The sequence below is a fragment of the Halanaerobium congolense genome, assembly GCF_004366375.1.
Taxonomy (GTDB): Bacteria; Bacillota; Halanaerobiia; order Halanaerobiales; family Halanaerobiaceae; genus Halanaerobium; species Halanaerobium congolense.
In genome coordinates, this window is sequence record NZ_SOEF01000001.1 from 147,376 (window position 1) to 160,482 (window position 13,107).

General features: G+C 31.6%; 11 protein-coding genes. All 11 read right to left on the bottom strand.

Going from position 1 to position 13,107, the window contains the following annotated elements:
* Position 1: 1 nt before the first annotated feature.
* Positions 2-904, bottom strand: a complete 903-nt coding sequence (locus C7954_RS00735) for a biotin/lipoyl attachment domain-containing protein (RefSeq protein WP_089716488.1) — start codon at positions 902-904, stop codon at positions 2-4.
* 69 nt (positions 905-973) lie between these two features.
* A complete protein-coding gene (gene ftsZ, locus C7954_RS00740) occupies positions 974-2,050 on the bottom strand; it encodes a cell division protein FtsZ (RefSeq protein WP_089719348.1) in 1,077 nt (358 codons plus the stop codon).
* A 45-nt stretch (positions 2,051-2,095) separates the two neighbouring features.
* Complete coding sequence (gene ftsA / locus C7954_RS00745; RefSeq protein ID WP_073156230.1) at positions 2,096-3,382, bottom strand: cell division protein FtsA; 1,287 nt, start codon at positions 3,380-3,382, stop codon at positions 2,096-2,098.
* A gap of 122 nt (positions 3,383-3,504) precedes the next feature.
* Positions 3,505-4,200, bottom strand: a complete 696-nt coding sequence (locus tag C7954_RS00750; RefSeq protein WP_073156233.1) for a cell division protein FtsQ/DivIB — start codon at positions 4,198-4,200, stop codon at positions 3,505-3,507.
* A gap of 34 nt (positions 4,201-4,234) precedes the next feature.
* Positions 4,235-5,599, bottom strand: a complete 1,365-nt coding sequence (murC, locus tag C7954_RS00755) for a UDP-N-acetylmuramate--L-alanine ligase (RefSeq protein ID WP_134058431.1) — start codon at positions 5,597-5,599, stop codon at positions 4,235-4,237.
* 38 nt (positions 5,600-5,637) lie between these two features.
* Positions 5,638-6,768: an undecaprenyldiphospho-muramoylpentapeptide beta-N-acetylglucosaminyltransferase gene (murG, locus tag C7954_RS00760; RefSeq protein WP_243833626.1), complete on the bottom strand. Its 1,131-nt coding sequence runs from the start codon at positions 6,766-6,768 to the stop codon at positions 5,638-5,640.
* Complete coding sequence (ftsW, locus tag C7954_RS00765) at positions 6,755-7,849, bottom strand: putative lipid II flippase FtsW (RefSeq protein WP_073156243.1); 1,095 nt, start codon at positions 7,847-7,849, stop codon at positions 6,755-6,757. The genes murG and ftsW overlap by 14 nt, the downstream gene beginning before the upstream one ends.
* Before the next feature lie 9 nt (positions 7,850-7,858).
* The gene (murD, locus tag C7954_RS00770; RefSeq protein ID WP_073156246.1) at positions 7,859-9,208 is read right to left on the bottom strand and encodes a UDP-N-acetylmuramoyl-L-alanine--D-glutamate ligase; all 1,350 of its coding nucleotides are present in this window, start codon (positions 9,206-9,208) and stop codon (positions 7,859-7,861) included.
* A gap of 48 nt (positions 9,209-9,256) precedes the next feature.
* Positions 9,257-10,210 (bottom strand): phospho-N-acetylmuramoyl-pentapeptide-transferase, encoded by a 954-nt coding sequence (mraY, locus tag C7954_RS00775; protein WP_081374486.1) that lies wholly within the window; start codon positions 10,208-10,210, stop codon positions 9,257-9,259.
* Positions 10,211-10,221: 11 nt separating this feature from the next.
* Positions 10,222-11,619 (bottom strand): UDP-N-acetylmuramoyl-tripeptide--D-alanyl-D-alanine ligase, encoded by a 1,398-nt coding sequence (locus tag C7954_RS00780; RefSeq protein WP_134058434.1) that lies wholly within the window; start codon positions 11,617-11,619, stop codon positions 10,222-10,224.
* The gene (locus C7954_RS00785; protein WP_073156254.1) at positions 11,620-13,086 is read right to left on the bottom strand and encodes a UDP-N-acetylmuramoyl-L-alanyl-D-glutamate--2,6-diaminopimelate ligase; all 1,467 of its coding nucleotides are present in this window, start codon (positions 13,084-13,086) and stop codon (positions 11,620-11,622) included.
* Between the last annotated feature and the right edge of the window lie 21 nt (positions 13,087-13,107).

Consider the following 13,107-nt stretch of genomic DNA (forward strand, 5'->3'; position numbering starts at 1 on the left):
ACTATGCCTCCCTGCCATAATCAAAGTCTTCTGGATTTGTGATAATTTCTTCACCAATCTTTAAACCACTGACTATTACATATTCTTCATTTCCATTTAAAATAAAAACTTCCTGAAATTCATATTTATTGTATCCCGTTACCTTAAGTACTCCCTGGCCTGATAACTGATTAAACACAGCTTTCCTTGGAATTTTTATTCCTCTGTAAATATTTTTTATAATGTTTAATTCAATTCTTCTCCTATTAATCCACTGAGGAATGAACTGTTCAACTTTTATTTGAAAAAATGTTTTTTCTAAATTATGTCTAATATTAGTAATTCTTGCTTCATATAATTTTTTTGTATTTTTTTCTTCTAAAAATATTAGTTCCCCAATATTAAATCTATCTGATTGAGATTCCGGAACCTCTGCCAGCAAATATAATTTGAAATTATTAATGATCCTGTATAATGATTCTTCTTTTTTTATTCTATCTCCAGAAAGTAGATGTTTATAATTTCCTTGAAGTTCATCAAAATTATTTAAGTTAATTTGATTTAAACTATTAGGATTAAGCCTTGATTCTAAACCGTCAACAGCAAAACTTACAATCCCTGCCTTCTTATTAAATATTTTTTGGCTTTGAGCAGAAGATTTTATTACTGCCAACTTTTCACCTGAAGCAAGTCGATCACCTTCACCAACTAATAATTCAACTCTTCCTGTTATTGGAGAATTAATAAGAATTTCATCTCTAACAATCAAAACATCTGACCAAAATCCATCTATCACTTCTCCTTGGGCAGCCAAAACACTTTCAAATCTAGCAGCACCAAATATTTGAATTCCTATAATCAAAGTAATTATTAAAATGAAAATTAATACAAAAGGCTTAAAACTAATATTTTTCTTTTTTGCCATTCAAATCACCTTCAAAAGAAAAAGATAATTTAAATCCTGATGTTTAATTGCACCAGGATTAAACTATTATTATCCTTTTTTATTTCTTAAAAAAGCTGGTATATCAAGATCATCACCAGAGAAACTTTCCATTTCAAATTCTTCTTCCGGCATTTCATTTTCAGTATCTTTCTTTTTAACTTCCCTTTTTGGAGCAACATCAAAACCAGTTGCAATAACAGTAACTTTAACTTCATCTTCTAAATTCTCATCGATTACAGCTCCCAGAATAATATTTGCATCTGGGTCAGCAACTTCTTGAATTACTCGTGCAGCTTCATTTGCCTCGTGAATTCCTAAATCCATTCCTCCGGTAATATTTAATAAAACACCGCGAGCACCATCAATAGAAGCTTCTAATAGTGGTGAAGCAATTGCAAATTTAGCAGCCTCAGTTGCTCTATTTTCACCATCAGCTGTACCAATTCCCATTAAAGCTGAACCGGCATCTGTCATAATAGTTTTGACATCAGCAAAATCAAGGTTAATAATACCTGTGATAGTAATCAAATCAGATATTCCCTGAACTCCTTGTCTTAAAACATTATCAGCAATTTTAAAGGCATCCATCAAGCTTGTCTGCTTTTCAGCAACTTCTAATAAACGATCGTTAGGAATTACAATTAAAGTATCAACTTTACTTTTTAATTCTTCAATACCAGTTATGGCATTGTTCATTCTTTTCTTACCTTCCACAGTTAATGGTTTAGTTACAACACCAACAGTTAAGGCTCCCTGGTTTTTTGCAGCCTCAGCAACTACTGGAGCAGCTCCAGTGCCAGTTCCACCCCCCATTCCAGCAGTAATAAATACCATATCAGCACCATCAATCGCCTGGGCTATTTCTTCTTTATTTTCATCTGCTGCCTGATAACCAATTTCTGGATCAGAACCAGCACCAAGACCTCTAGTTATTCTTTCCCCGATTCTAATTGTTACACCAGCGTTTGAAGACATTAACGCTTGAGCATCTGTATTAATAGCTACAAATTCAACTCCATCAAGACCTTCTTCAATCATTCTATTGACGGCATTATTACCGCCACCACCAACACCAATTACTTTTATATTTGCAAACTGTTCAATTTCTGTTCCAATATCAAACACTAATTTTCCCTCCCCGTTAAGGATATTAAGTAAGTTTAATTTTTTTTAGAAAAACTCACTAAACCAGTTTTTTAATCTATTAAAAAATCCACTTACAATTTCTTTGCTATTATTACTGCTGTTACTGCTAACATTACTATTTTTGGCATCTCCATTTTCTAAAGCAAATTCAATCAAACCAACTGCTGTAGAAAAGATTGCCCGTGGTATAGTATCACCCTTTTTTATATATACGGGATTATCTATAACATTTGACAGTCCACTGACATAATCAGGTTCTCCAATTCTTACTGGTAATTCAGTTATATCTGAAGCCAATCTTTCCGAGCCTTCTAACAAAGAGGCCCCTCCAGTTAATATTAACCCAGCTGGTGTTAAATCTGCAGAACCAGCACTATCAATTTCTTTTTTAACAAGATTAAACATTTCATTCATTCTGGGTTCAATTACCTGACACAGCATTTTACGAGAAAGTTTTTTCCTTTCTTTCCCACTTGCTGCTAATACCTCGATCTTTTCAGACTCATCAATTTCATCAGGTAGGACAGAACCATGCATGATTTTAATTTTTTCAGCCTCAGAAACAGGTGTTCTTAAACCTACTGCAATATCATTACTTACATGATTACCTCCAACAGGCAAAACTGAAGTATGAGCTATACTTCCCTCATGAAAAACTATTACATCTGTTGTTCCTCCACCAATATCAACTAAAACAGCTCCTAATTCTTTTTCGTCCTCAGATAAAACTGCCTGACTGGAAGCAAGAGGTTCTAAAACTACCTCATCAACACTTAAACCAGCTCTCAAGACACTTTTAACTAAATTTTGAATTGATGTTGATGCTCCCTTTATGATATGAGTTTCAACTTCAAGTCTAACACCTGACATTCCAAGAGGATCTTGAATTCCTGGACTGCCATCAATAATAAACTCTCTAGGAAGAACATGTAAAATATCCTCCTCAGCTGATACAGGAATAATTCTTGCTGCATCAATGACTCTTTTTATATCACTTTCTTTAATTTCTTTCTCATCTCCAGTAACTGCAACAACTCCATGACTGTTGATAGACTTAATATGTGATCCAGCAATACCAACATAAGCAGAATCAACCTTTTGGCCGGCCATTCTTTCTGCTTTTTGAATAGCGCTTTTTATTGCATGACTGGTTTTATCTATATCAACAACAATTCCCTTACGGAGGCCGTTAGATGGAGCTAAACCAATTCCAATAATTTCAACATTATTTTCTCCACCTATCTCTGCTATTAAAGCGCAAATCTTGGTAGTACCAATATCAAGTCCAGTAACTATTTTTCTTTTTTTCACAACAGTCTACCTCCTTTCTCACCAAAATATTTATTAATTTCATTTAAATATTATCTACTTTGGGCTTACTTAAATCAATTCAATATAAATACTTATTTACCTTCATATTTAAAAAAATAATTTTATTTGAATTTTACAACAGGATGTTTAACAACCTGTAAATTAATATAATCAATCTCTGTCTCCTGATTATTATCCAAAATAGAATTTAAGATAGCAAATTTTTCTGCTAACTGCTCATTTCTGCCAAAATTTACTCCAATACCTGACTTTAAATATAATTTATAAACATTATTTTGGAATAATATTTTATTAATTTTAGCTAAAAATTCAGCTTCTAAATCATTTAAAACTTTTAACATATCTTCAGTTACTGATGGTAAAACAATTTTTCCCTGTTTAAAGTAATAAGGAAAACCCTCAATCTGTGGTGATTTAAGCTCAGTATCTAAACTTTTTTCATTTAAGATAATACCATCAGCTGAAAAAATCAGTTTTTTATTATTATTTTTTAACCAGGCTACTGCTCTTCTTTCTTCAATAACAACATGGACTGTTGAAGGAAAAGCCTTTTCGATTTGAACAGAAGAAATTAAATTATGTTTTAATAAGCTGCTTCTTAAATCATCCTCATTTAAAAATAACAAATTGTCTCCATAAAATTGATTAATATTTGTTCTTAGTTCATTTTTGTTAATTTCATTTCTTGAATGAAAAACAAAATCTCTAATATGAAAAAAAGGAGAAAAAAGAAATGATAAAAAAGTCAAAAATATAAAAAACAAAATCATTAAAACAATTTGATATTTTTTCTCCATTTATTATCCCTCACATACCTGAGTTTATAAATAATTAATCGGACTCTAATAAAAGTTTAGAGAACTCAGTAATATTTCCAGCCCCTACAGTTAAAATTATATCACCAGCTTCCACTTCAGATAATAATTTAGCTGCTATTTTATTAAAATCTGAAACATATTTACATTCAACTTCAGAGTTAGCTGCAATTTTTTTGGCAAAATCTTTAACAGAAATATTATAAGTATTTTTTTCAGAGGCAGCAAAAATATCTGTCAAATAAACTTGATCTGCATTAATAAAAGAATAACTAAAATCTTCTAGAAAAGTGTTGGTTCTGCTGTATCGATGTGGTTGAAAGACTACTCGAATTTTATTATAATCAAGATTTTTTACAGTTTTTAAAAGCTCTTTGATTTCAGTTGGATGATGAGCATAATCATCTACAATATCTACTTTGGAATTTAGAATTTTACCTTTGAAATCAAATCTGCGGCCAACCCCACTGAATTTTTTTAAAGCAGCTTGAATGTGCTTTGTTTTAATATTTAATTTATAGGCTGCTGCAGCTGCAGCTAAAGCATTATACAAATTATATTCCCCAGGAACTGAAAGTTTTATTTGAATAATAAATTTTTCTTGATGATAAAAATCAAAGCTGCTTTCAAAATTATTATATTCTATATTTTTAGCTGTATATTCTCCATTATGTAAAGAAAAGGTGCTGCTTTTTGCTCTGCTTCCAAATAAAGAATTTAGGTTCACATTGTCTTTATTATATAATAGAATAGCTTTTTTGTCATTCTTATCTGCAAATCTTTTAAAAATATTCATAAATTCATTCAAATTTTGGTAAAAATCGGGATGATCTAACTCCAAATTATTTAATAAAAGCAAATAAGGATTAAAATAGAGAAAAGAGCCATCACTTTCATCTGCTTCAGTAATGAAATATTCCCCAGCTCCATCTGCCATGTTGCCCTGCAGTTCTTCTAAATATCCTCCAACCATAACTGCAGGATCCTTTTGAGCTTTTTTAAATATTGCTGCCAGCATAGCTGTAACAGTAGTTTTTCCATGAGTACCTGCAACAGCAATTGTTTTTTTATCCCTCATTAGATAAGAAAGCATTTCTGCTCTTTTTAAAATTTTAATATTTTTTTGTCTAGCTGCTTTAAGCTCTGAATTATCATCAGGAATAGCGCTGGTCTTAACTATTAAATCAGCCCCTCTAATATTATCAGCATCATGACCAATAAAAATTTTTATCTTATATTTTTTTAATAAATCAAGATATTTACTTTGATTTAAATCAGAACCACTAACTTTATAACCTCTTTCAGCAAGAATTTCTGCTATACCACTCATTGAAACTCCACCAATACCAATTAAATGTATATGAGAATTTTTATTTAACAATTATGATCACCCTAAATTTTCAATGTTTTGTCATATAATTAATTATTTTTTTTATTCAAATTTTCAATAGCTTTAATAATATTTTTTAAAGCATTTTTCTGTGACATTGATTCTGCAGCTGCAGCCATAGACTGCAGTTTTTGTTCATCTTCAATAATATCAATAACTTTTTTTAGTAAAAGCTCACCACTTAATTCAGATTCTTCAATAACTGCTGCAGCTCCTTTTTTTGCAAGGGTTTTAGCATTTACAGCTTGATGATTTTCGGCAGCTGCAGCAAATGGTATCAAAATAGAAGCTTTAGCACAGCTAGTTATTTCAGCTAAAGCAGTTGCCCCTGCCCTGGAAATTATTAAATCTGCTGCAGCAAGTGCAAATTCCATTTCATCTAAATAATCAATTACTTTAATTAACGGATTTTCTAAATTCAAATTGCTGCTTTTTAAATTGTTTTTAACTTTTTCATAATTTTTTCTACCTGTTAAATGGATTATTTGAATCTCATTTTCAAGAGCATATTGATAAAGCTCTTTTATATTCTGATTTATTATCTCTGCTCCTAAACTTCCGCCTGTAATTAAAATTGTTTTTAATTCAGGATTTAAATTTAGACTTTGATATGCTTTTTTTCGATCAGTATTGATTATTTTAGGCCGCACCGGGTTACCTGTTATCTCAACTTTTTGAGTATTAACTTTTAAATAATCAGCTGATTCAGCAAAGTTTAAACAAACTTTATTAACAAAACGGGCCAGCAGTTTATTCGTTATTCCGGGATATGCATTCTGCTCATGAATTATAGTTTTGCGTCCAAGCATTACCCCTGCTAAAACTACAGGACCTGCAACAAATCCTCCAGTCCCGATAACAAAATCAGCCTTAAAACTCTTTATTATTTTTAAGGCCTTCAAAAAAGCCTTGAGGTTATAAAATAAAGAAGAAAATAATTTAAAAGAAATATTTCGAGGTAATGGTCTAACAGAAAGCCCAATAAAATCATAGCCTGTCTTTGGTACTATTTCAGCTTCCATTCGCTGCTTGGAACCCAAATATAAAATTTCCCAACCTCTTTTTTTTAATTCTTCTGCTATGGCTAAAGCTGGATAGATATGTCCTCCAGTTCCTCCACCAGTAATTACTGCTTTCATAAATTTATCATCCTTTAACATAACAAGAAATATTGAGTAATAAAGCTAATGCTGTTAAATTAATAACCAGTGAAGAACCTCCATAACTAATCAACGGTAAAGTGATTCCTGTTACCGGCATTAATGATGTAACTACCGCCATATTAATTAAAGCCTGAATAACAATCATTGAAGTTATTCCAACCGCCAGCATTGAAGCAAATGGATCATCAACTCGAGCCGCAATTCTAAGCCCCCGCCAGGTGAGTACAAAGTAAAGACTAATAACAAAAAGAGTACCAATTAATCCAAACTCTTCCCCCAGTACTGCAAAAATAAAATCTGTACCAGGCTCGGGCAAATATAAAAACTTTTGATGGCTGTTTCCAGCCCCAACTCCAAAAAGTCCTCCTGACCCCAGGGCAAGCAGTGATTGAATAATATGATAACCGCTGTCTAAAGGATCCTGCCAAGGATTTAAAAAGGTCAATAAGCGCTCCCGGCGATATGCTTCAGAAAATATAGCAGCAAATGAAATCAGGGTAGCTGAAACTCCTAAAATAAGGAATAAAGAAATTTTAATTCCTCCGACAAAAATCATTGCTGCTGCAACTGCAGATAAGGTAACAGCAGTTCCTAAATCAGGCTCCATTAAAATTAAAAATGCCATTAAAGCGATCACAATTATCGGAGGCAAAATTCCTTCTTTAAATTTTTTCATCTGTTCTTTATTTTTAGCAATATAGGCAGCTAAATAAATCACCAGAGTAAATTTAGCGAATTCAGATGGCTGAAAACTAATAGGCCCTAAAGGCAGCCACCTTCTCGAACCACCTGCCATCCTTCCAACTCCAGGTATTAGAACTAAGATTAAGGAGCCCAGCGCAATTAAAAGTAAATAAGGTGCCAAATTTTTTAGCTTTTCATACTTAAATTTATAGATTACTAATGAAATAATAACAGCAACAACTAAATATTTAAGCTGATTATTAAAAAAATAATAACTGTTAGAAAAGAGCTGTTCTGCTTTAATAGAACTGGCAGATAAAATCATAATCAAACCACTCAAAACTAAAGCTAATATTGTAAATAATAAGATAAAATCAGGCCGCTTTTTGCGCATAATTACTCCTTAATCAATATATTTTAAAACTGTTTTTCGAAAAATTTCTCCCCGCTCTTTATAACTGCTGAACATATCCCAGCTGGGACAGGCAGGAGATAATAATAATGCTCGATCCTGTCTTAATCTCTTGGCCCCTAACTCAGCCGCAGCTTCCATTGTTTTTACTTTAATTATCTCTATTTCATTTTCTTTAAATAAAGAAGCTAGTTTATCAGCAGCTTCACCAAGCAAAATCAGAATTTTTACCCTATCATTAACAACCTGCTTCAATTTCGAAAAATCAGCATTTCTGTCCTGACCACCTGCAATCAAGATAATATCTTTATCTAAACTTGACAGAGCTTTCAAAGTAGAGTCCGGGTTAGTAGCTTTAGAATCATCAACAATCAGATAACCACTACTATTATTGATGATTTCCATCCGATGTGACTGAAGCTTATAATTTTCAGCTGCCTGCTGAATTTTTTCAATACTTTGTCCTACAGTATAAGCTGCAAGAGCAGCAAAAGCAGCATTTTTTTGATTATGTTTCCCCGGTAAGTTAATCGTACTAAAATCAAGTAAATTTATTTTATCTTTTTTATAATAAGCCTGATTATTTTTAATAATCAAATCGGCTTCTTTTCTTTTAAAACTCAGCCCAATAACTTCAGACTGCAGCTGATCTTTTAATTGATAAAGGTATGGATCATCAAAGTTTAGCAGAGCATAATCAGCGGAATTTTGATTGCTAAAAATATTTTTTTTAGCATTTTTATAATTAAGCTCAGTCTGATGTCGATCTAAATGATCAGGACTGTAATTTAAATAAATTGCAATTTTTGCTTTAAAGTCTTTAACTGCTTCTAATTGAAATGAACTTAATTCAAGAATAACCTTTTCTCCCTCTTCTAAATCTTTGATGATAGATATAAATGGTAAACCAATATTTCCGGCTGCTTTAATTTTCTGCCCATTTAAGTCAAATAACATAGCGGCCAGCAATTCTGTTGTTGTTGTTTTCCCATTTGTTCCGGTAACTGCAATTATTTCTGCCTTAGACTGCCTGAAAGCAAACTCAATTTCACTAATAGTTTCAATACCCTGCTCTCTGGCTTTTTTTAGAATTTCTAAGTCATAGGGGACTCCGGGACTCAAAATAATTAGCTCACTCTCTAAAATTTTGCTTCCTTTTGAACCCAGATCATATTCTATCTTTTCATCATCTAGCTGGGATATCAAGTCTTTTAATTCTGTTTTTGGCTTAGCATCAGAAACTATAATATTTACATCAAAATTCAACAAATATTTTACAACTTCCAAACCAGTTCTTGGACTAAAACCCAAAACTGCTATTTTTTTATAATCTAAAGTCAATTAAATCTAACTCCTTTAAATTTAAGTTATTAATATATAAGAATGCTATTAATAGATAAGAGAAGTTAAGGCAAATAAAGATAATAAAATAGTAATTATCGAGAATCTAAATACTATTTTATTTTCTGCCAAACCGCTTAATTCAAAATGATGATGTATCGGGGTCATCTTAAAGACTCTCTTACCACCTGTGATTTTATAATATGGAACCTGAATCATAACTGATAAAGTTTCTACAACATATATTCCTCCAATTATCAATAAATATATTTCTGTTGCAGTCAAAACTGCTGTTGCTCCTAAAAAAGCTCCTATTGCAAGTGAACCAACATCGCCCATAAAAACTGAAGCCGGATTTGCGTTAAACCACAGAAAAGCAGTACTGCTCCCCGCCATAATTAACATGAGCAGCGAACATTCGGGTATTTCTAGAAAGTAAAATAAAACTGCAAATGCTAAAGTAACAATAGTAGTTATCCCAGCGGCTAAACCATCTAAACCATCAGTTAGATTTACAGCATTTGAACTACCGATCACAACTAAAAAAGCTAAAAATAATTTAGCTGAAGCTCCTATTTGATATTCTCCTAAAAAGGGAATTATCAAATTATGCTGTTCTAAAATATAAACCGCAATTAAAGCAGTAACGCCAGCTGCAGCTATCTGCATGATAATTTTTTGCCAGGCTTTTAAGCCTAAAGACCGCTTAAATTTAATCTTCAAAAAATCATCTAAAAATCCAGTTAAAGCCATTATTATAGTAGTAAATAAAATTGTAATAACCTCAATTTTTAAAGGCAGTACTATTAAAGATACAATTAAAAAAACTGATATTATTAATAAGCCTCCCATTGTTGGAACACCAGCTTTTTCTAAATGACTTTCAGGTCCATAGTCCCTAACTTGCTGACCAAAATTTAACCTTTTTATGTAATTAATGAAATAATTTCCACTTAAAATAATGATTATTAAGGGTAAAATATACGCTATAATATACTGCATCATAATGCTCCTCAATTATTTTCCACCTGTAATTCAGCTACAATTTCTTCCAATCTATTTGCACGTGAACCTTTTATTAAAATTAAATCTCCATTTTTCATTTCCTGTTTTAAAAAATTTATACATTGATTATTATTATCTAAACTAAAAATATTATTGCTATCCATTACTTCCTCTGCCCCTACAGCAATCTCTGCTGCTTCTTGACCAATGGTTATCAAAACATCTAAACCTTTAGCTGCAGCATATTTCCCAATTTCCTGATGCTTTTCAATACTGCTTTTACCTAATTCCAGCATTGAAGCTAAAACAGCTATTTTTCTCTCAGCTTTTTTATCAATTAAAACATCAACAGCTGCTTTGACAGCAAATGGATTTGCATTATAACTGTCATTAATTATTTCTACTCCGTTATTCAACTTTATAAACTCCATCCTTAATGATGAAAATTCAGATTCTAATAAGCCCTTCTGAATCTCTGAGGTATTGAGATTTAATCTAAATGCAATTAAAACAGCAGCCATTGCATTATAAATATTGTGCTTACCAGCTTTATTAAATTTAAAATTAAATTTTTTGTTTTGATAACTTAAACTGAAATTCATCATTTCAGCACTCGAATCATAGCGATAAGATAGAGCTTGTAAATCAGAACCGCTTTCAAAACCAAAATAAAATACATCAGCGATGATTTCTTCTCCCATTTTTTTTGTATAAAAGTTATCATAATTCAATACCGCTGTATCAGATTCAGTTAGGTTATCTATTAATTCTTTTTTTGCCTTTGCAATATTTTCCAAACTGCCTAGCTGTTTTAAATGAGCAGCAGCAACATTTGTTACTACACCAAAATCAGGCACTGCAATTTTACTTAATAAATCAATTTCACCTAAATTACTCATTCCCAGCTCAACAACTGCAATTTCTACAGCACCTGTTAATCTTAATAAAGTAAGCGGCAGACCTATATGATTATTGTAATTACCCTCAGTTTTTAAACAATTATATTTTTGGGATAAAACTGAATAAATCAAATCTTTAGTTGTTGTTTTTCCGGCACTACCAGTAACCGCAATTACCTTTAAATCTTTAAAACTCATTCGGTAATTATGGGCCAAAGTCTGCAGTGCTTTAGTGGTATCCTCAACTTTTAAAACAGCGACATTACTTTCAGCAATAAAATCACTTTCAAGTTCACGGTCTACTATTAAAGCTGATGCTCCATTTTTAACAGCATCTTCAAGATATTGATGACCATCTTGATTTTCACCAATTATTGCAACAAATAGATAATCTGATTCTACTTCTCTGCTGTCAATTACTATTTCTTCAATAATTAAATCATCACTTCCCCGAATTAGTTCAGCTTTTGAAAAGTTGATGATCTCTTTTATTTTTAAATTTTGCATTTAACTTCCCTTCACTTTTTCAGCTGCTTGATAAGCAACTTTTCGGTCATCAAGTTCAATTTTACCGTCTTTTAAAACTTGATATTTTTCGTGTCCTCTTCCAAGAAGCATGACTAAATCATCTTTTTTAGCAATTTTAATGGCTTTTTCAATAGCTTTTTGGCGGTCAGCTATAATTTCATAAGCACTAAATTTTTTAGAAAAACCTTTTTTGATCTCAGAAAATATTTGTTGGGGATTCTCACTACGGGGGTTGTCATTACTTACAATTATATAATCCGCATATTTTTCAGCCAGTTCAGCCATTGCAGGTCGCTTGCTGCGGTCTCTGTCTCCACCACAACCAAATAAAACAATTAACTTGTTTTTTTCCATAGCTGCAGCAGTTTCCAAAACATTTTTCATGCCATCTGGTGTGTGTGCATAATCAACTACTATTTGAAAATCCTGACCGGCATTAATAATTTCAAACCTTCCAGGCACAGAATTAATTTTAGTTAATGCTTTTTTGATAACTGTTTTGTTAATACCTAATAGATAAGCTGTTAAAATAGCTGCAAGTGAGTTATAAATATTGAAAATACCACCTAAATTTAGCAGAAATTTAGAATTTACTTTACCACCAGTCTTATATTCCATTCCCTGCGAGTGAAGTTTAAACTGGGTAGTATATAAATCTGCTGTTTCAGAGTCCAAACTGTAGGTATAATTTTTTCCTTGAGATTTAGCTTTTATATAATCACTATTTTGATCATCATTATTTATAACAGCAAAATTATTACTTTTTAACTGTGAAAATAATTTTGATTTTACTTCTCTATAATTTTCTAGATTTTCATGATAATCAAGGTGCTCCTGACTAATATTAGTAAAAACTGCAGCTTTAAAATCCATCCCATAAACGCGATATAAATCCAAAGCATGGGAAGAAACTTCCATTACACCATACTTTATATTTTTCTCTCTCATTTGAGCAAAGTATCTATACAAATCAACTGATTCAGCCGTAGTCCTCTTTGAACCTAGTTCCTGCTCACCAATAATATTTTTAATGGTTCCAAATAGTGCTGCTTTACTTTTATATTCCTTTAAAATATTATACAAAAGATAGGATGTTGTTGTTTTACCATTAGTTCCCGTAATTCCAATCAAATTAATATCTTTTAGTGGATCACTAAAAAAATTCTTAGCAATTTCAGCCATTATTTTGCGGCTGTTCTTTACCTTTATATAAGTCACACCTTTTTCGTATTTCTCTCTATCTTTTTCTAAAACAACTGCAGCTGCTCCTTTATCTAGAGCCTGATCAATATACTGATGTCCATCTGTTTCAAAACCACTAATTGCTACAAATAAATTATCTTTTTCAATCTCTCGAGAATCATATTTGAGTTCTGTAATATTTTTAGTCAAATCACCTGACTTCAATTCATAATCTATATTATTTAGTAATTTTTTTAACTCCACTTTTAACTAACCTCCAGCATT